Genomic DNA, 19,409 nt, shown 5'->3' with positions numbered 1-19,409 from the left:
GAGGAGAACCGGTGCATCTGCGGCGCGGGCGATGGCTGCCCCTGAGCCGCCGCTCGAGGAAGGCTGAGAACAATGGACAGGCGCGTGTTGCGCGGGCGCGTCGTCGCCGCGCTGCTGCTCGTGGTGTTCCTGGTCGTCCCGGCCCTGTTCCTTTACGTCGGACCGATCACGCTGAAGAGCTACGACGCTGGGCATCAGATCAAGATTGTCTGCTCGGTCTCGTCGGCGGAGTCGAGCACCGACTCCTCGTATTCGTCGCGAGGCGTCGGAGCCTCGACGCTGGGGATCGCCATCAAGACGGAGGACTGCGGGCCGCTCGCGCTCCGCTGGGGCGTGACGGGCGCCAACATCGAGCAGACGACCCGACGTCCCGACGCTGGTGGAAGGTGGTGCTTCACGGTCGGTCGCGGTTCCTACGAGCTGAGGGATCTGCTCCACCGCGTGCGACAGGCCGTCTTCGTACGCGAAGCGACCCGATGCGGCGATGCTGCCGCGGTTGACCGTGTCGGGGGCGGGAGCCGGATCGGAGCCATCCCCACCTGATACGTTGGATGCAGGTGCTGGCCCTGCCGGCGCCCGAGATCGAGTACCGCGCACAGGGGGCGCCGGCGCTCGAGGGGGCGTGTACTACCGGCCGCGGGGCGGCCGGAGCACGGAACTTCGGGGACGTCCGGCGCGCGAGTGCTGACCGCGAAGGACCATCATGACGACGCCGAACAACGGGCAGCCCGGCGACTGGCAGCCGAACAACGTGCAGCCGGACCAGCAAACGCCCGGGTTCCAGCAGCCGAGCCAGCAGCCGAACCAGCAGGCGCCCGGCGACTGGCAGCCGAACCAGCAGCAGGCACCCGGCTTCGGGCAGCCGGACCAGCAGACGCCCGGGTACCAGCAGCAGCCCTACGCCGGTACCGGCGCGGGTGTCCCCGCTTGGCAGCCGCCGACCCCGGAGAAGAAGGGGAAGAGCGTCGCGCTCCGCATCCTCATCCCGGTCGTGTCCGTCCTCGCCGCTGTCGGTGCCTCCGTGGGCGTCCGCGCGCTCTTCAACGCCAACGCCGAGCCGTCGCCGTCGGCGCTCGCGACCGAAGCGGCGAAGCAGGTCAACGAGAACTACACGTTCCCGCTCGAACTCGACGAGGTCACGCGGTGGGACGGCGTGACGGCGGACGGCGCGGAGCTCGACTACGCCTACACGATCGACTCCTCGGTCGATCCGGCGAGCCTGACCGCGGCGGACCTCAAGTCGTCGGTCGTGTCGAACGTCTGCCAGAAGAAGGAGTCGCGCGACCTGCTGTCGAAGGCGATCGTGATGCGCTACTCGTACGTCTTCGAGGGCACCGACCGCACGATCGACTTCGCGGTCACCGCCGCCGATTGCTGACACCCGAGCGGCAGGACTGACGCGCGGTGACCCCAGCACGCCGGGTCTTCCACGCGCTGCTCGTGGCGGTGGCCCTGACCAGCAGTGCGTGGATCGAGGTCGCGCACTTCGACGTCCCGGTCTGGGCGTTCGCGATCGTCTCCGTCTTCGGGCTCGCCTACGGCGCGGCGCTCGTCCGCGTCGGGGCGGCGGGCTGCCTCGTGCCGACGGTGCTGTTCCTCGGGAGCTTCGTGGTGCTCGGCGTCCTCGTCGAGCATGCGTCGGACTGGGGGCCGCTGCAGTACGGGTGGCTGCCCGCGGTGCTCGCCGGCGCGTTCCTCGCCAGGGTGCTGTTCCCGGACGTCGGGCCTCGGCGGCGCAAGGAGACGGCGGGCCGCGGGCTGCGCACGGCCGGCGGGGAGTGGCTGCGCGAGCTCGGCCCGATCATGCTGTGCATGGGGGCGTTCTGCGTCGCCGCGATGGGGGCGCTCCTGCACAGCGAGGGCGATGAAGCGCTGCGCTACGACGATGCACTCCGGCGGTCCGGTGTGGTCGTCACCGGCGAGGTCGTCCACGTCGAGCGTGCACACTTCACGGGCTACAAGGGTCGCGGTCGGACTGAGTACACGCCGGTCACGCGGCAGTCGTTCGAGGGTGTCGAGTACGAGACGGCGCTCGACGAGTACACGGTGACGAACGACCAGGACTACTACCGCGTCGGGCAGCGCCTGCGGATCATGGTGGATCCGAACGACCCGACGACCGCAGGCATCCGATCCGCGGAACTCCGCGAGATGTTCGTCGGCAGGGTCGACCGCGGCCGCGGCTTCGCGTTCACGGCCCTGCCGCTGCTGGCCGCGGGGGCGCCGCTCCTCGCGGTGCAGACGGTCGAGGGCGTCACGCGGAGGATCCGGACCAGGCGCACCCGGCGGTGGGGGAAGGCCCGACGACAGGTGCTCGCCGCTCGGCGGCGGGCTCGACGGCGGGCCGACGGTGTCGCAGCAGCCCACCGCGCCGGAGCTCACCCGCCGAGCGTCGCGCGGTCGCCCCGGGAGCCGCGCACGCCGGCCGAGTGATCACGTAACCCCGACAGGAGCAGTCGGCGACAGAGCGAGACGATCACCCGTCGGAGCCGGTCGTCCGTCGGAGCCGGTCGTCCGTCGGAGCCGGTCGTCCGTCGGAGCCGCACCGCGCCTCCAGGCCGGATCGTGGGACCAGCCGCCGGCGGTCAGCGCGGGAGCCCGCTCACCCACGCGCGGAACGTGACGGCATCGCTGTCACGGAGGACGACTGCTGGTGCGTCCTGCGCCTCGTACAGGAGCGCGAGGCTCTCCGGCGGCAGACCGGCCAACTGCCGACCCCCGAGCGACGTCGGGGCGACGAGCGCAGGGCTGCCGAGGAACGCGAGGGGCTGCGAGTCGGATTCGACGACCCCTGTCCTGCCGTCGATGAGAGCGCGGACCTCTCCGGGGTGCAGCGCGACGACGTCGCCACCGACGAACAGTCGGATCACCGGACGCAGGCGACCGCCGGGACCGAGCGGGGCGGTGGTCCAGTCGGCGCTGCACGCGATACCGCGCCAGGGTGGGATGGGGACGCCGTTCGGTCGGAGCGCTGCTTGGGCCGTCGCGCGGGGACGGACGACGCGCTCCTGCAGGTACGCCTCGAGCTCTGCGTAGCCGCGGGCCAGGCCCATGACGGAGAAGAGGCGCTTCCCGGTCGCGTCACGTGCCTGCAGGCCGCCGTACTGGTTCGCGATCGGTAGCACCGCCGCAATCTCGGCCAGGTCGACGCGACGCTCCTGGTGGAGGCCCTGGCGGACCAGCAGGTGGTCCTCCATCGCGAGCACCCGAGTCCGGCGCATCGAGCGGGAGAGCACGATGCCTCCGATGCCTGCCAGCAGGAGGACGATCGCCATGACGACGAGGCTGGGTTCGACACCGGTCGAGATCGTCGTGGCGGCGCCGAGCGCCAGCAGGGCTCCGCCCAGGAGGAAGATGATGGCGACCACGCGGATGAGCACCCACTGGAAGGTCCGCAGGCGCACGGTGACGAGCGCGCCGCCCTCGTTCGGCAGCGGCTCCCCACGCTCGCGCCGGCGTCGGTCGCTGTGCTTGGTCGCCGCCGTCACGGATCTCGTGATGACGAACGCCGCCACCATCGCGATCCCCGCGGACGTGATCGTGATCCACATGTGTCGTCCCCCTCGTGCTGCGGCCCCTGGACCGAGTGGTCGACCGCCACGTTCGGGACGGTCGACCACTCGATCATGCATCCCCGACCACCGGATGGTGTTCGGTGATCCCCCCAGGGTGCGTTGTGCAGAGTATCAATTCCAGCAGGCCCCGCAAGTTCGCATGTCGCCGTGCTGTGGCTCGAACGGGGGTGGTCTCCTCCTGTGGAGGACGGAACCTCACGGTATTTCAGCGGCTAGGATCGACCACGCAGTCGATTCTTGAGGGGGACGATCGTGATGTTGACGCGCGCCGGGGGAACCGGGAACCGGCAGGGGAGCCGCATCGCGGGAGTGGTGGCCGTCACGGGCGCACTCGCGCTGGTGCTCGCCGGGTGCACCGCCGACCAGGACCAGGTGACGGATCCGTCACGCGTGCTGCAGACGGTGGACACGACGCTCACGACGAACGGCGCCGTGAACGCGATCTCGGACACGACGATCTCGGTCGCCGGAGAGCGCTCGTCCTCGAAGGCCGTCGACCACGACGTGCAGGACGCGGCGGGGGACCTGCCGCTCCGGATCACCACGCAGTACACGACCGACAAGCGCTCCGGGACCGACCTCGCCGACCTCGACGGGTACTCGGGTCGCGTCGAGATCGACGTCACCGTCGAGAACCTCACGGTCCGGTCGCAGAACCTGTCGTACGACGTCGCAGGGGCCTCCCGTTCCACGCCGGCGCTGGTCGGCGCACCGTTCAGCGTCGCCGCGTCGACCGTCCTCGACGGGGTCGCACCGGACCGCATCGTGACCGAGTCCGTCGACGGCGGCGCGTCCACCGACGGCGTCGTGAGCACCAACGCCTCCGGTGACGCAGTCGTGCAGTGGGGCCGGCTGCTGGCGCCGCCGACGTCGGGAGCGAGCAGCACGCTGCACCTCGTCGCCGACGTCCGTGACTTCTCGACGCCCGCCATCGACGTCGCGGCGCAGCCCGGGCTGACGACCGACCTGTCGACCAGCGGCGTGATGAACGGGGCGTTCGGGTCCGAGACGGACTCCGAGCTCGCCCTGCAGCGTCGGACGATCGACCTCATCGCGCAGGTCAACGAGGTCCTCGCCCGTGCCGGCGGGACCATCACCGAGGTCCGCACGAACCTCGAGTCGACGTCCGAGACCCTCGGTGTGCGGACGGCGGAGCGGCTGCAGGAGAGCAGCGCGTCGCTCGCGAGCACGATGCAGTCGCTGTCGGGTGAGCTCGGTTCGCTGAACGGTGACCTCGGCTCGACCGTGCAGGCGACGCAGTCGACGGTGCTGCAGCAGCTGCAGCAGACGACGGGCAGCCTCGACGCGCTGCTCGGGGACACGTCGGCGACGGCACCGAAGGCGGTGCTCGACGGTGAGGGATGCAACGCGGTCCCGCAGACCGGTGCAGCGGGCTCGAGCGTCTACGGGAACCTGCTGCGCGTGTCCGCGCAGCTCGAGGGCTACGCCGACGCGAGCGAGGCGTGCAAGCAGCAGGCGACGAGCGACCTGGCAGCATCGATCGGTCCGGCTGAACCGACGGACGCTACGTGCCCTGCAGAGTCGACTTCGTTCACGTGCGTACTCTTCCTGTCCTCGAAGGACATCACCGCCAGCGCCGTCCGACTCGCGGACACCGGAAAGGCGCTCGCAGATTCGCTCCAGACAGACAAGGCAGATGCTGCCGTCGCCAAGGTCGCAGCGCTGCAGAAAGCGCTCGCGGGCCTCGCTTCCCAGGCTGGTTCCGCATCGGGGTCGCTGAACGGTTCTCTTGGCGAACTCGACAAGAGCATCGGGGCCGTCGAGCAGAGCATCGGTGTCCTCGGCGACGACGTCGATGCGGTGCACGTGAAGGCTGCCGCAGCTCGGGACGTCATCGGAGTTACGGAGGACTCGTTCCCCTCGAGGTCGATGCAGGCGCAGAACGCGGCACTCGCTGATGCCATCTGTGCGCTGGTCACGAAGCGAGAGGACGAGGACGGCCCCGACCTCGACCTCGACCTCGACCTCCCGATCATCGACGGCCCGACTTCTGGTCTCACCGAGGAGCAGGCGGACGATCTTCGGGCGTACTTGACGGCAACCCCCTGTGATGAGTCCGAGGACGGCCCGGGGCCGCAGAAGCCACCGGCCCCCTTCTCCGCGCCCATGGACCAGCGCCTCGCCGAGCAGGCGGCAGCATGGGGCGAGATCGAGCAGTCCACCGACGTGTCCAACCCCGACAGTGCATTCGGTCGAGCCTTCGTCGAACTGCGGAACCGCATCGCCGCAGTGCGCTCGGCTGTGGAGGCCGTTCGACGGGCTGGATCCGACGACGCCGGCGCCGCGGCTCAGCTCGACCAGTTGAAGACCAACATTGAAGCCGCAGTCGCACAGTCGGACGCTGTCGGCGCCGACCTCGGCGCGCTCAAGGAACAGCAGGACAAGGTCAAGGACGAGCTCCGCAAGACGGCGGACGACCAACAGAAGGGCGTCGAATCGAGTGTCCGGGCGCTGCTCGACGAGCGTGTGACGGATGTGTCGAAGTCGGCGTCGTCGAACGCGTCAGAAGTCCGCGACGCGTTCGACAAGTCCATCGCCGGGCTCCGGTCCACGGCTGACGACGTGACGAAGCAGTCGAAGGGCACCATCGACGAGCAGAAGGGCTCGCTGCAGGAGCAGAGCAGCAGCCTCGCCTCGTCCGTGGACGAGCAGACCGCGGCGAGCCTCCAGCGCATCGACGCGAGCACCAGCGCCTCGGTCCGCGACGTCGAGGGCGCCAGCACGCTGCTCACCGGCGACCTCAACCGCGTGATGCTCGACCTCGGCGACCGCGAGGTCAACGGCTCCGGCATCCTCGGCGCGATGGCCACGAGCGCGGCGAAGTCCGACTCCGCCGACTACCAGCTCGCCCTCGCGTCGCAGAACGCCTCCGGCTACGCCAACGTCCGTGCCGAGGACGTCGCGGGCATCCTCCTGCAGCAGCAGCAGTTCCGCGCCTCGCTCGACCGGGCGGCGAAGCTCCCCGCCTTCCGTCTCGACGTTCCGTCCAGCGCGACGTCGACGACGCTCTACGCCTTCCGGATCGGAGCCGAGCGATGAGCCACGTGCAGGACCACTCGACCGAGGCGGCCGCAGCGGAGCCCGCGGAGACCGCAGCGCCCGACGCCGCCCGGACCCGGAAACGCCGCCGCACTGCGATCATCGTCGCGGTGGCCGTCCTCGTCGTCGCCGCCGTCGTCACCGCGCTGCTCGCGGTACGTGTCTCGGCATCGACCACGGCCGAGGCGGTCTCCGCGACGGCCCCGGTGCCGATCAGCGTCGCCCACGTCCCCGACGGCACGAAGATCGGCGTCGTGGTCACGCTCGGTGACGGCGAGGGTGCGCAGTGGGACGACGCCGCGCAGGGTGCCCTGGTGGCGCAGCGCCGCCTGGAGCTCGGCGGCACGGACGTGCAACTCGTGACGAAGAACGACGGCGGGTCGATCGACGGTGCCCGGAAGGCCGTCGAAGCGCTCGCTGCCGACGGTGTCTCGGGCATCGTGGTGGCGACGTCCGGCGACCACGTCCGTGGTGCCTTCGCTGCAGCGGCCGACGCCGGCATCCCGGTCGTCGCACCGTACGCGGCCGGCGCGGACGACGCCTGGTCGACCGCGCCGTCGACGGAGTCCGTCGCGACGGCGCTGCAGGACGCGCTCGGCGACGCCGCGTCGCCGCTGCTCGTCGACCTGGGCGGCGGAGCGCCGTCCGGAGTGCGGTTCGCCCACGTCGTCGACGCGACGAGCGCACCCGACCTCGGCGCTCTCGCCACCACCGTCGCGCAGCGCACCGGCGCGGCGGCGGGCTCCACCGACGCCACGACGGCCGACGACCAGGCTGCAGCCGAGCAGGCCGGAGCCGAGCAGGACGGGGACGAGCAGGCGGCACCCGACTCCGACGCCGTGGTCGTCAGCGGTCCGGCCGGACGACAGGGAGCGCTCGTCGCCGCCCTCCAGGAGGCCAACGTCACCGCTCCGGTCGTCCTGACCCCCGAGGCCACCAGCCCCGCCTTCGCGGCTGCGCTCGCCCAGGCGGGCGGCAGCCTCAGCGGCGCCTTCCGCACCGTCGGGGTCGAGACCGACGACGCCCGTGCCCTGTCCTCGGACGCCGAGGGCCGCGCCATGTCGGCGTTCCTCGGCGGCGTGCGGGTCCTCGCCGACGACGCGGACGCGAAGAACCTCACGGGCGACCGGTCGTTCGCCTCGGTGGCGACCGTGGCCGACGCCCGCAGCCACGACGCCGTCGTGGCGCTCGTGACGGCCGTCGGGACGGCCCGGAGCACGGACGCCGCCGCGGTGTCGGACGCGTTGGCCCGGCTCGACCTCGGGGCCGGAGACGGCCTCGCAGGCCCGGCACTCGACTTCGGCTCGCGACAGGCCCTCGGCGATCCCGCCGGCGTGCTCGCCGCCTCCGCGCAGGACCTCGGGCTCCGCCCCGCCGCTGCGACCGAGGACGACGGGGCCACGCCCGCGCTCGTCTGGTTCTCCGACTCGACCGACTGACCCCGTCCCACCTGCACCACCCGCACCGCCGCACCACGCCCAGGGAGGACCGCCCATGCGCCTGCTGATCGAGCTCGACGACCGCCGCGAGACGATCGAGGCCGACGGGTGGGCGGATTCCTCCACGCTGGGGGACCTCGTCGCGGCGTCGCTCGGCACCCCGCTCGACCCCGGCACACCCCTGGCGGTCGACGGTCACCGGACGAGCTCCGACACCCCGTTGCGCGACCTGGTGCTCCTCGAAGGGTCCCGGGTCGCCCGCACCACCGAGGAGCCACCGCGCGCCGTCGACGGGTGGAGCGTGACCCTGGCGGGCGGCCTCGGGGCGGGCGTCGTCGTCTCGGTGCCGCGCAGCCGTCGGCTCGTCGTCGGACGCGCTCCGCAGGCGGACGTCGTGCTCCCCACCGAGAGCGCGTCCTGGGAACACTGCACCGTGGAGCGCGAGGACGACGGTGTCCGGGTGCGCGACTCCGGGTCGACGAACGGCACGGTCATCGCGGGGGAGCGCATCGACGACGAGGGCGTCCTGCTGACCGGGACCACGAGCGTCATCGTGGGCGGCGCGGTCCTGCTGCTCCGTCCGGAGCTGCCGGAGACGACCGTGCCGGCAGCGGGCACGTTGCCCAACCTCACGCCGGCCGCCACGGCGCCGTTCAATCGACCGCCCCGGCCGGGACGGCTCACCGACACCGAGCCGGTGTCCCCGCCGACGCGCAGGGACGTCGCCCCGGCGTCGAAGTTCAGCTGGATCACGGTGGCGGCTCCGCTCGTGCTCGCCGGGGCGATGGTGCTCCTGCTCGGGGACGCCCGCTTCGCACTGTTCGCGCTGCTCAGCCCCGTGACCGCGATCGGCATGTGGTTCGAGCAGAAGCACCGCCGGGCGAAGAACCTGAAGGAGGAGGAGACGCGCTTCACCGAGGCGGTCGAGACCTTCCGCGGCGAGATCGCCGCGGCCGCGGCCGTCGAGGCGGCCCGCCGGCAGGACCTCGTGCCCGACCCGGCGACCGTCGTTCGTCGAGCGCTCGTCCCCACCACCGACCTGTGGCAGCGTCGGTCGGACGACGACGACTTCCTCAGCCTGCACGCCGGCACCGGTGACGCGCCGTGGCGTCCCGAGGTCGACCAGCGGGCGGCGTCGTCGAAGCTCGAGGACGAGGCGAAGGCCGCGATCGCGGACAGCCGGCTCACGGCGGCGCCGGTCGTCGCCGACCTGTCGGACGCCGGCGTCGTCGGCATCGTCGGTGACCGCGACGGTGCGCTCGCCCTGGCCCGCAGCCTGCTGGCGCAGGCGACCGTGCACTGCGGACCCGCGGACCTGACGGTCGGGGTGTTCTGCGACGCGGGCCGCGAGGACGACTGGTCCTGGGCCTCCTGGCTGCCGCACACGCGCGTCGCGGGCAGCAGCACCGGCGCCCGGTGGATGTCGGCGCAGCGCGACCAGAGCGCCGCCGTCCTGCGTGGGCTGCAGGAGTCGCTCGACGAGCTGCCCACGCCGAACCTGCTCGTCGTCGTGGACTCCGACGTCCTCACCGAGGGCCGCGACGCCCCGGCACGCAGCCTGCTCGGCCAGGGCCGCGCGGTCCCCGGTGTGTCGCTGCGCCCGGGGGAGCGGCGCCAGCGGGTGAGCGGCATCGTCATCGCGACGAACGAGCAGCAGCTGCCCGCTGCCTGCACGTCCATCGTCACGGTCGGTGCGGACGCGGCCGCGACGGTCTACCGCCCCGAGGACCGCACGCGGGTCGAGGACGTCGTGCTCGCCGGCCTCACCCCGGACACGGCGGAGCGCGCCGCCCGCGCCGTCGCCCACTTCGACGACCCCGAACTCACGGTGCCCGGTGCATCGCTGCCGTCGCTCGTCCGCCTGCCCGAACTCCTCGCGCGGAGCGCCGCGGCCCCTGGCGGCACCGCCCGCGCCACCGCCCCGGGCGCGGGCCACGGCGCCGCCGCCGTCGACACGACCACCGCCGAGGGCATCCGGACCCTCTGGCAGACCAGCACCGGTACCTCGACCCCGGTCGGTTCCTCGGAGTCCGGCGTCCTCGAGATCGACCTGGTGCGCGACGGCCCCCACGGCCTGGTCGGTGGGACCACGGGTTCCGGCAAGAGCGAGTTCCTCCGCTCGTTCGTCGCCGGCCTCGCGGCCCGGAACGACCCCACCCGGCTCAACTTCCTCCTCGTCGACTTCAAGGGCGGCGCCGCCTTCGCCGCCTGCGAGCGGCTGCCGCACACCATCGGCACGATCAGCAACCTCGACGAGCAGCTGGCAGACCGAGCCATCCGCGCGCTCGAGGCCGAGCTCGAGCGTCGTCAGCGGGTCTTCGCGACGGCCGGCGCCGACATCGACAACCTCGACGCCTACCTGGCGACACGGCCGACCGAGCCGATGCCGCGCCTGCTCTTCGTCGTCGACGAGTTCGCCATGCTCGCGAAGGAGTTCCCGGACGTCCTGACCTCGCTCGTCGCGATCGCTGCGGTCGGCCGGACGCTCGGCGTGCACATGGTGCTGGCCACCCAGCGGCCGGCCGGCGTCGTGAGCGAGGACATCCTCGCGAACACGAACCTCCGGGTGGCGCTCCGCGTGCAGAGCCGCGAGGACTCGACGAACGTCATCGGCGTGCCCGCCGCGGCGGGCATCGGCCGCCAGCAGACCGGCCGCGCCTACGTGAAGCTCGGGCAGGACGACATCACCCCGGTGCAGACCGCCCTGGTCACCGGCCGCGCGCGCGACGAACGGGTCGAGCAGCCGGTCTCCGTCCGCCCGACCGACGTGTTCGGCGTCCCGGCACCGGCGCCCGCACCCGGGCCGAGTGCGTCGGACGACACCGACCTCGACGTCCTCATCGAGGCGATCCGCGCCGCGAACGACGCCGCCGGGTACGCGGCACCCCGCCCCATCTGGCCCGAGGCGCTGGGAGCCCGGGTCGACCTGGCAGACGTCCCGGAACCGTCCGACGGTGCCCGCCGCTTCGTGCCCGTCGCGCTCGCCGACGACCCCGACCACCAGCGCCAGGTCGCCGGCGGCTGGGACCTCGACGAGGGCAACCTCGTCCTGATGGGCATCCCGGGCAGCGGCACGAGCACCGCCCTGTCCGCCCTCGCCCTGCGTCTCGCGCGGACGACGAGCCCCGACGACCTCGACCTCCTCGTCCTGGACATGGGACCGGGGGACCTGGCACCGCTCGCGCAGCTGCCGCACACGACGGCCTACGTCGGGTCCGGCGCCGGGGCGGGCGAGCTGCAGGCCCGCTTCCTCCGGCACCTGCGCGCAGACCTCGAGCGCCGTCGGGCGAGCCCCGGCGGACGTCGCGCCGTCGTCCTCATCGACGGCCTGGCGGCGCTCCGCGACGAGTACCAGGACTTCGAGGGCCAGCAGCTCCTCGACGCCCTGTACCGCGTCTACGCCGAGGGGCCGGCGCTGGGGATCTCCTTCGCCGTCTCCACGACGCGGGCGAAGGCCGTGCCGTCCGCCATGGACGAGGTCACGACCCAGAAGTGGATGTTCCGCCTGGCCGACCCGTACGACTACGCGTCCATCGGGGTCCGTCCGAAGGACGTCCCGCCGCCCGTGCCGGGTCGGTACATCGACTCGACGACGAAGCTGCAGAGCCACGTCGCGACGCCGTCGGTGCCCCTCGCCGGAGCCGTCGTCGAGGTCGCCGCGGCGTGGCCGGACGCCGCGGCGAAGACGAGCGCCGTGGGACGTCTGCCCGATGCGGTCCGGGTGCAGGACCTCCGGACCCCGGCCCGTTTCGACACCGAGCCGTGGCGCCTGCCGGTCGGCATCGCGGAGGACGACCTCGGCACCGCGGCGCTCGAGGTCTACGACGGCGAGCACGTGCTCGTCGCCGGCCCGGCGCGCTCCGGCAAGTCGACGGTGCTCCTCGCCCTCGCCGACCTGGCACGGTCCGCCGAGGGCGTCCGCCCCGCCGTGTGGGCGGTCTGCGACCGCCGGTCCCCGCTCGCCGACGGTGTGTTCGACCGCCTCGCGGTCGGTGCGGACGAGGTCCCCGCCCTGCTGGCCGGCCTCCGCCTGGAGCGGGGCCCGGTCCTGCTGCTCGTCGACGACGCCGAACGCTTCGACGACGCCGACCAGTCGATCGCCTCGCTGCTGTCCTCCGAACGGCCGGGCCTGTGCGTGGTCGCGGCCGGCCGGTCCGCCGACCTCCGATCGCTCTACAGCCACTGGACGCGATCGATCCGGAAGTCCCGCTGCGGCGTGCTGCTGCAGCCCGACGTCGACTACGACGGCGAACTGCTCGGTGTCACGCTGCCGAGACGGGCCCCCGTCGCGCTGACCGTCGGCCGCGGCTACGCCGCATCGGGCGGTGCGGTCCGGCTCGTCCAGACGGCCGCTGCCGGCGCCTGACCGGCGCGACCACCACCGGACGGGAGGCGCATCGCACCGCCACGTGCCTCCCGTCCGGCGGGTCCGCGACCGGGAGGCACGGCACACCGCCGCCACACACCTCCCGTCCGGCGGATCCGCGACCGGGAGTCGCGGTGCACGCCCGCCGCGCGCCTCCCGGCGTGACCCACGTCACGTCCCGCGAGGGCGGACGCCGGTCAGTCGCGGGTGGTGATGCCGAAGGGCGAGCTCTCGAGGTCCGTGAAGTTGCCCACCGTCGCGCGGACGGTGCAGGACGGCGCGACGGACAGTGCGGTCACGACGAGGCCGTCCGAGGACACGGCCAGCGCACCCGAGCACCCGTCGGCGAAGCGCACCCCGGCCTCCCCGCCGGCGACGTCGGTGAGCATCTCCGACGGCTTCCCGGTCGAGGGGCTGCGGTAGAGGGGGTTCAGTTCGTCGGCACCGCTCGGCCACACCGGTACGAGCGTCACGGGCAGCGTGGTCTGGCTGACCGTGCGGTCGGGCGTGCGGACCTCGACGCCCTGCAGTCGCTGAACGGGGTACGAGGTCCCGGTGACGGCCTGGTCGGTGACGGCCGTCGTGGTCGCGCTGCCCGCCGCGTCGAGCCACTCCTGGAGCCCGGCCTGGTCGGGCACGTCGGACAGCCGCACGGTCGCCTGCACGGTCAGGTCCTCGCCCGCCGGGACCACCACGTCGGAGAGCGTCCAGCCGCAGCGGACGTCGACGCCGGTCAGCGACGGTTGGTTCCGGGCACCGCTCACCTCGTCGCCGGTCCACGTCACCGCGGGACACTCGGACCGCGCTCCGACCCCGGGCACCACCTCGAGCAGCGGGCCGCGGAGCGTCGCGGACTGGGCGGCGTACGTGATCGACAGGTCCACCGTGCCGGCCTGCGGGTCGACGGTCGCCTTGCGGGTCGTCGAGAGTCCGGTCGGCAGCGGACGGTCCTGCTGGTAGGCGCTCGCGGCCTGCGCCGTGCGGGCCGCACTCGGGGTGTCCTTGCCGCCCAGGGCGCCGGGGAGCCAGACGACCCCGCCGACGACGAGTGCGGCGACGAGCACCACGCCGAGGGCACCGAGCCCGAGCATGCGGTTCGTGAGCCAGTCCGGGCGCTGCCACCGGCCGCGCGCCGGGGCCTCGGGTTCGCGAGCGGCGGCGACCGGAGGGCGTGCGAGCGGCCGGAAGACCGTCTGCGAGCCCGCCTGCCCGAGTTCGGGCACCGGTCCGGCGTCCTCCGCAGCGGGTGACGGGCCGGAGCCGTCCGCCGGGGGACCGTCGGACGCGGTACCGCCGCCTGGACGGAGTCCGCGCACCACGGTGGCGGGCCGCTCGACCTCGGCGAAGGACTCCGGATCGGCAGTCGGGGCCAGCGCCGGGGCGTCGGCCAGCTGCCGGGAGAGGCGGCGCAGGGTGGCCGCGGCGTCGGCGGCCGCGGGTCGTGCGGCCGGGTCCTTCGCGAGCATCGTCGACATCGCCGACCACAGCGACGCGGGGACGTCGAGCTGCGGCGGGTCCGAGGTGACGTGGCGGTAGGCGACGGCGAAGTCGGTGCCCGGTCCAGCGAAGGGGGTGCGTCCGGCGAGCAGCTCGTAGAGCATCACCCCGGTGCCGTACACGTCGGCCGCGGGGCCCGAGCGCCCCTGGCTGATCGACTCGGGGGCCATGTACTGTGGCGTGCCGAGCAGCCCGGTCGTGGTGCGCTGCCGGTCGGCCATGACGGACGCGATCCCGAAGTCCGACACCCGGACGTCGCCCGTGGCGCCGGGTGCCCACGGGGACGCGAGCAGCACGTTGTCGGGCTTGACGTCGCGGTGGGTGACGTCCTGCCCGTGCGCGGCGGCGAGGGCGTCGAGCGTCTCGGCGGTGATCGTCAGGGCGTCCCGGGGCGGCAGCGTCCCGGCGTCGGCGAGCAGGTCGCGGGCGGAGCCCCCGCCGACCAGGTCCATGACGATCGCGAGTCGGTCGCCCTCGACGACGAGGTCGCGCACCCGGACGATCGACGGGTGCTGCAGGCCGAGCAGCACGGTGCGTTCGCGGACGAACCGCTCGACCACGGCCGGGTCGGCGGCGAGCTCGGCGCGCAGCAGCTTGGCGGCGACGTGCTCCCCGGTCGCGGTGTGCTCGGTGCGCCAGACCTCGCCGGTCGCGCCGGTGCCGAGCAGGTCGACCAGCCGGTACGACGCACCGAGCGGTTCGCCGCGGCCGTACTGCGCCCGACCCTGCTCCGTCACGTTGCCCCCGACTGCCCCCGGTCGACCCCTCGTCGACCTCGCGTCATGTTACCGGCCGGACCCTGCGGCGTACTGCACGTCGATCGCGTGCTGCGTGAAGCCGGACCGGCGGTAGAGCGCGAGCGCGGGCTCGTTGTCGCCCTCGACGTAGAGCGCAGACGCGGTCAGTCCGCGACCGGCCAGCCGGGCCGAGCCCGCGCGCATCAGGACCCCGCCGAGCCGACGCCCCTGCAGGTCCGGCCGGACCGCGACCGCGTAGAACTCGCCGACGCCGTCCTCGACCTTGAGCCAGCACGATCCCGCGAGCGCGCCGGAGTCGTCGCGCAGGAGCAGCAGGTCGTCGCCGGAGAACCACGGCTCGGCCTCACGGGCGCGCAGGTCCTCGAGCGTCATCCGGCCCTGCTCGGGGTGGTGCGCGAAGGCCGCGGCGTTGAGGGTCAGCCAGGCGTCCTCGTCCTCGGGGTCGCCGGGGCGGAAGGCGTCGATGCGGTACCCGTCGGGGACATCGGCCCCGGTGGGTTCGTCCGACACCGTCGCCCGGAGCTGCAGCAGGGTCCGTACCGGCGTCCAGCCGTACCGGTCGGCGAGGGCACGGGCGGCCGGGTGGTCCCCGTGCGCCCACGCGAGGCGCGGAACGCCCGAGGCCGCCGTCGCGCCCCCGGCGCCCGGGGTGAGCACCTGCGCGACGAGTGCCGACCCGACGCCCTGGCCACGGGCCTCCGGGGCGACGACGAGTTCCAGCTCGCCGTCCCGGACCACGGCGACCCCGCGTTCGTCCCCGACCACCGCGGCACGGCCGGCGCGCACGTCGACCAGGGTCTGGTCGGAGAACGGCGGGGCCTCGCCCGCGGCGGTCGCGGCGGCCGCGAGCATCTCGACGACGGCGAGCACTACTGGGCCGCCAGCCGGTCGGCCTCGTCGTCGTGCACGTTGAAGCGGTAGCCGACGTTGCGGACCGTGCCGATGAGCGACTCGAGGTCGCCGAGCTTGGCGCGGAGCCGTCGCACGTGCACGTCGACCGTGCGGGTGCCGCCGAAGTAGTCGTAGCCCCAGACCTCGCTGAGGAGCTGCTCGCGGGTGAAGACGCGCGAGGGGTGGGAGGCGAAGAAGCGCAGGAGCTCGAACTCCTTGAAGGTGAGGTCCAGCGGCCGCCCCCGCACCTTCGCCGAGTAGCTCGCCTCGTCGATGACGACCCCGGAGGCCTGGATCTTCGACCCCGACGGGTTCTTGGCGGCGCGTCCCGTGGTGAGGCGGATGCGCGCGTCGACCTCGGCGGGCCCGGCGCTCTCGAGCACGACGTCGTCGACGTTCCACTCGCTGTTCACCGCGGTCAGCCCGCCCTCGGTCACGACGAGGATGACCGGCGTCGTCGAGCCGCTCGTCGCGAGGATCTTGCACAACGCCTTGGCGCTCACGAGGTCGAGGCGGGCGTCCACGAACATCAGGTCGCTCTGCGGGGCGTTGACCAGCTGGGCGGCCTCGGCCGGGACGTGGCGGATCCGGTGGCTCAGCAGACCGAGACTCGGCAGGACGTCGCCGGGCGCGGCTGAGGTGAGTACCAGGAGCTGGGCCACAGGACCTCCAGAACGAGGGGACGTCGTGGAGCCATCCTAGTGATGTGTCGGAAGGGGCCCGCCGACCGGCCGGTCGGTCGGGCGTCCCGGTCGGCGAGGCCCTGTCATGATGGAGCGCGTGACCGAGCCCGTCCCGCCCCTCGACCAGCGCCGCCTGCGGCTCACCTCCGTGCTGCCGGTCTGGGTCCTCGCCGTGGTCGGTGCGGTGCTCGTGCTGACCCTGACGCAGAAGGACTCGTTCGCCTGGCTCCTGCTCGTCTTCGTGCTCTGCGTGCTCGTGAGCTTCGTGCTGCAGCTCATCACCGCGACCAAGGACGGGCTGGTCGAGCGGATCAGCATCGCGTCCTCCGGCGCCTTCGTCGTCGTGCTCGTCACGGCCGTGGTGCTGCTGGCGCGCTGAGCCGCGCGACCTGCGACCGCGCGGCACGCCCCCTGGCGCCGTCAGGCGTCCCGCGTAGACTCGCGGCATGGATTCGCTGCTTGCGCTCGAGCTGTTCTACGTGGGCCTCCTCGGCCTGGCGTCGCTCGCGATCGCGTTCATCTCGGTCGTCGTCGTCGTGAAGCTGTTCAAGGGTCAGCGTTGATCGAACTGCCCGAGGGTCTGGCACCCGAACTCGTCCCGCTGTCCTGGCTCGTCGGTGTCTGGGAGGGCACGGGCGTCGTCGAGTACCCGGTGGGTGACGAGGACGAGCCCCGCAAGTACGAGTTCGGCCAGCGCGTGAGCTTCAGCCACGACGGCCTGCCGTACCTCAACTACTCCTCGACGACGTGGCTGCTCGACGACGACCACACGCCCCTCGCCGCCGAGATGGGCTACTGGCGCATCGACCGGCCGAACGAGCCCGGTGACCGCGGTCCCGCGATGCTCATGGGCGACGGTCCCGCGCCGTTCAGCACGGTGGAGAGCGTCGAGGCGCTCCGGAACACGACCGACGGCTTCGACGTCGAGGCCGCGATCATCCACCCGACGGGCGTCAACGAGCTCTACGTCGGACGCGTCAGGAAGGGCCGGATCGACCTGGCCACCGACGCCGTGATGCGCTCGCCGAACGCGAAGGACTACTCGGCCGCGACCCGCCTGTACGGCCTGGTCGAGGGCAAGCTCTTCTGGGCGTGGGACATCGCCGCGCTCGGGCAGCAGCTCACCTCGCACGCCTCGGGGCAGCTCGCGAAGGTCGACTGATGTCCGCCTTCAGCGGGCGCGACGGCTTCGTCGCGACCGAGGCCGGTCCCGCCGCCCACTTCGGCAGCCCCGTCGGTGAGCAGCGGGCGCTCGCCTCCGGTCGCGCGGTCGTCGAGCTCGGCCTCGGGGTCGTCACGGTCAGCGGACCGGACCGCCTGTCCTGGCTCAACTCGATCACCTCGCAGCTGCTCACCGGCCTCGAGCCCGGCGTCAGCACCGAGACGCTCGTCCTCGACCAGTCCGGCCGCGTCGAGCACGCCGCACGGGTGGTCGACGACGGCGAGATCACCTGGCTCCTCACCGAGGCCGCCGACGCCGCACCGCTCGCGGCCTGGCTCGACTCGATGCGCTTCATGCTCCGCGTCGAGGTCACCGACCGGTCGGCCGACCTCGTCACGCTCGGCCGCTTCGCGGGTTCGGCAGCGCCCGACGGCGTGGTCGTCGAGTGGGTCGACCCGTGGTCGTCGGTCACGCCCGGTGGATGGGGCTACGCCGCCCCGGAGGCCCATCCCGCCTCCGACTGGACCCTCCGCATCGACGTGGTCACCCCGGACGCCGTGGCTGCGCTGGCAGCGTCGGACACGCCGGTCGCGGGGCTGCTCGCGTTCGAGGCCCTGCGCATCGCCGCGTGGCGGCCCTCGCTCGCGGACGTCGACGAGCGGACGATCCCGCACGAGCTCGACTGGCTCCGCTCCGCCGTGCACCTGTCGAAGGGTTGCTACCGCGGACAGGAGACCGTCGCCAAGGTGCACAACCTCGGGCACCCGCCGCGCCGCGTGGTGATGCTGCACCTGGACGGCTCGGACGGCGTGCTGCCCGCGCCGGGCACCGCGGTCGAGCTCGACGGCAAGGACGTCGGGCGGCTCACCGCGTCGGCGCTCCACCACGAGCTCGGGCCGGTCGGGCTCGCGGTCGTGAAGCGCTCGCTCGACCCCGCCGTGACGCTGACCCTGACCGTCGACGACGTCGTGGTCACGGCCGCGCAGGAGACGATCGTCCCGCCGGAGGCCGGAGCGACCGCGAACGTCCCGCGCCTGCCCCGGCTCGGAGCCGTGCGCCGCTCGTAGTCGTCGTCGGACGCGGTCCGGCGAGACTCGGCCCCGCGGACGTGTTCGCGCCCGCACGACCGTGGACGTGTCCGCCTGGGCGAGTCTCGTGGCGCGGCGGCCGCTCAGGCGGGAGCGACGGCGGACCACGGGACGCTGAGCTCGCCGAGACGCCAGCGCGTCACCCCGTGCAGCACCGGCCAGCCCCGGTCGCGCATGCCGTGCACCGTCGCGATCCACCGCTGGCGGGGGCCGTACGTGCCGAGCGGGGCGGCGACCGCCCACGCACGGTCGAGGTCGAGCAGGAACGCGTGCACCCGCTCCCCGGGGACGTTGCGGTGGATCAGGGCCTTCGGCAGTCGCTCCGCCACGATGCTCGGCAGCTCGAGGTCGGCGACGCGCAGGGACACCGTGAACGTGTGCGGCTCGTGCTCGTCGAGCGTGACCCAGGACGCCACGCGGCCGACCTCGTTGCAGGTGCCCTCGACGAGTGTCCCGCCGGGCTGCAGGCGGTCCTGCATGATCCGCCACGAGTCGACGACGGCGGACTCGTCGTACTGCCGCAGGACGTTGAACGCCCGGATCACGGCGGGACGGCGGCCACCGGGCGTCGGCGTCTCGAAGCCGCCGAGCCGGAACGTCACCCCGTCACGGGTGCCCGCGTTCGCCAGCGCCACGCGTGACGGCTCGATCTCGATGCCGGTGACCTCGACGTCGGGTCGGACCCGGGCCAGCCGGTCGCGGAGCTCCAGGGTCGTCGTCGGTCGGGCGCCGTACCCGACGTCGGCCACGAGCGGGTCGTCCGTCCGGCGCAGGACGGGGAGCGCGGCGATCCAGCGGTCGACACGACGGAGCCGGTTGTACCCGGTGGTCCCGCGCGTGACGTTCCCGATGGGCATGGACCCCAGGGTACCGAGGCGCACCCGCTCGGT

The 19,409-nt window shown here is 73.1% G+C and carries 14 protein-coding genes; 9 read left to right on the top strand and 5 right to left on the bottom strand.

What is annotated here, in order from left to right; genetic code table 11:
* The first annotated feature begins 72 nt into the window (after window positions 1–72).
* The 3 genes from ACH0A8_RS13535 (at window position 73) to ACH0A8_RS13525 (ending at window position 2,433) form a co-directional block, all read left to right on the top strand.
* Complete coding sequence (locus tag ACH0A8_RS13535; protein ID WP_311206369.1) at window positions 73–543, top strand: hypothetical protein; 471 nt, start codon at window positions 73–75, stop codon at window positions 541–543.
* Between the two features lie 160 nt (window positions 544–703).
* Window positions 704–1,378 (top strand): hypothetical protein, encoded by a 675-nt coding sequence (locus ACH0A8_RS13530; RefSeq protein ID WP_406907363.1) that lies wholly within the window; start codon window positions 704–706, stop codon window positions 1,376–1,378.
* Between the two features lie 26 nt (window positions 1,379–1,404).
* A complete protein-coding gene (locus ACH0A8_RS13525; protein WP_406907362.1) occupies window positions 1,405–2,433 on the top strand; it encodes a DUF3592 domain-containing protein in 1,029 nt (342 codons plus the stop codon).
* 152 nt (window positions 2,434–2,585) lie between these two features.
* Here the strand turns inward: ACH0A8_RS13525 and ACH0A8_RS13520 are convergent, their stop codons facing one another.
* Complete coding sequence (locus ACH0A8_RS13520) at window positions 2,586–3,551, bottom strand: hypothetical protein (RefSeq protein ID WP_406907361.1); 966 nt, start codon at window positions 3,549–3,551, stop codon at window positions 2,586–2,588.
* Between the two features lie 276 nt (window positions 3,552–3,827).
* Here ACH0A8_RS13520 and ACH0A8_RS13515 point away from each other — a divergent pair, with 276 nt between their 5' ends.
* From ACH0A8_RS13515 to ACH0A8_RS13505, 3 genes are read left to right on the top strand one after another with little or no spacing between them, the layout of a single operon-like run.
* Window positions 3,828–6,635: a hypothetical protein gene (locus ACH0A8_RS13515; RefSeq protein WP_406907360.1), complete on the top strand. Its 2,808-nt coding sequence runs from the start codon at window positions 3,828–3,830 to the stop codon at window positions 6,633–6,635.
* A complete protein-coding gene (locus ACH0A8_RS13510) occupies window positions 6,632–8,074 on the top strand; it encodes a hypothetical protein (protein ID WP_251160953.1) in 1,443 nt (480 codons plus the stop codon). Before ACH0A8_RS13515 ends, ACH0A8_RS13510 begins: the two co-directional genes overlap by 4 nt.
* Window positions 8,075–8,129: 55 nt before the next feature.
* Window positions 8,130–12,440, top strand: coding sequence for an FtsK/SpoIIIE domain-containing protein (locus ACH0A8_RS13505; protein ID WP_406907359.1), 4,311 nt, complete (start codon window positions 8,130–8,132; stop codon window positions 12,438–12,440).
* Window positions 12,441–12,637: 197 nt separating this feature from the next.
* Here ACH0A8_RS13505 and ACH0A8_RS13500 read toward each other — a convergent pair whose 3' ends face one another.
* The 3 genes from ACH0A8_RS13500 to ACH0A8_RS13490 are packed head-to-tail and all read right to left on the bottom strand — an operon-like array spanning window position 12,638 to window position 16,248.
* Window positions 12,638–14,674, bottom strand: coding sequence for a serine/threonine-protein kinase (locus ACH0A8_RS13500; protein WP_406907358.1), 2,037 nt, complete (start codon window positions 14,672–14,674; stop codon window positions 12,638–12,640).
* Between the two features lie 48 nt (window positions 14,675–14,722).
* A complete protein-coding gene (mshD, locus tag ACH0A8_RS13495) occupies window positions 14,723–15,565 on the bottom strand; it encodes a mycothiol synthase (RefSeq protein ID WP_326497015.1) in 843 nt (280 codons plus the stop codon).
* Window positions 15,565–16,248 carry a response regulator transcription factor gene (locus tag ACH0A8_RS13490; RefSeq protein ID WP_066656694.1) on the bottom strand — a complete coding sequence of 228 codons (684 nt, stop codon included), beginning with the start codon at window positions 16,246–16,248 and terminating at the stop codon, window positions 15,565–15,567. Before ACH0A8_RS13490 ends, mshD begins: the two co-directional genes overlap by 1 nt.
* 118 nt (window positions 16,249–16,366) lie before the next feature.
* Between ACH0A8_RS13490 and ACH0A8_RS13485 the strand changes: the two genes are divergently transcribed.
* The 3 genes from ACH0A8_RS13485 to ACH0A8_RS13475 all read left to right on the top strand — a co-directional run bounded on the left by ACH0A8_RS13485 (window position 16,367) and on the right by ACH0A8_RS13475 (window position 18,498).
* A complete protein-coding gene (locus ACH0A8_RS13485; protein ID WP_137768304.1) occupies window positions 16,367–16,648 on the top strand; it encodes a hypothetical protein in 282 nt (93 codons plus the stop codon).
* A gap of 180 nt (window positions 16,649–16,828) precedes the next feature.
* Window positions 16,829–17,431 carry an FABP family protein gene (locus ACH0A8_RS13480; protein WP_066656691.1) on the top strand — a complete coding sequence of 201 codons (603 nt, stop codon included), beginning with the start codon at window positions 16,829–16,831 and terminating at the stop codon, window positions 17,429–17,431.
* The gene (locus ACH0A8_RS13475; RefSeq protein WP_066656689.1) at window positions 17,431–18,498 is read left to right on the top strand and encodes a folate-binding protein YgfZ; all 1,068 of its coding nucleotides are present in this window, start codon (window positions 17,431–17,433) and stop codon (window positions 18,496–18,498) included. The genes ACH0A8_RS13480 and ACH0A8_RS13475 overlap by 1 nt, the downstream gene beginning before the upstream one ends.
* 104 nt (window positions 18,499–18,602) lie before the next feature.
* Here ACH0A8_RS13475 and ACH0A8_RS13470 read toward each other — a convergent pair whose 3' ends face one another.
* On the bottom strand, window positions 18,603–19,376 hold the full coding sequence (locus ACH0A8_RS13470; RefSeq protein ID WP_209685415.1) for a class I SAM-dependent methyltransferase: 774 nt from the start codon (window positions 19,374–19,376) through the stop codon (window positions 18,603–18,605).
* Window positions 19,377–19,409 lie beyond the last annotated feature (33 nt).

This window comes from Curtobacterium sp. 179-B 9B NHS, from assembly GCF_045370965.1.
In the GTDB taxonomy this organism is placed as follows: Bacteria; Actinomycetota; Actinomycetes; order Actinomycetales; family Microbacteriaceae; genus Curtobacterium.
Note: the sequence above shows the minus strand (reverse complement) of the source record. Positions and strands in the feature narration are given on the sequence as shown.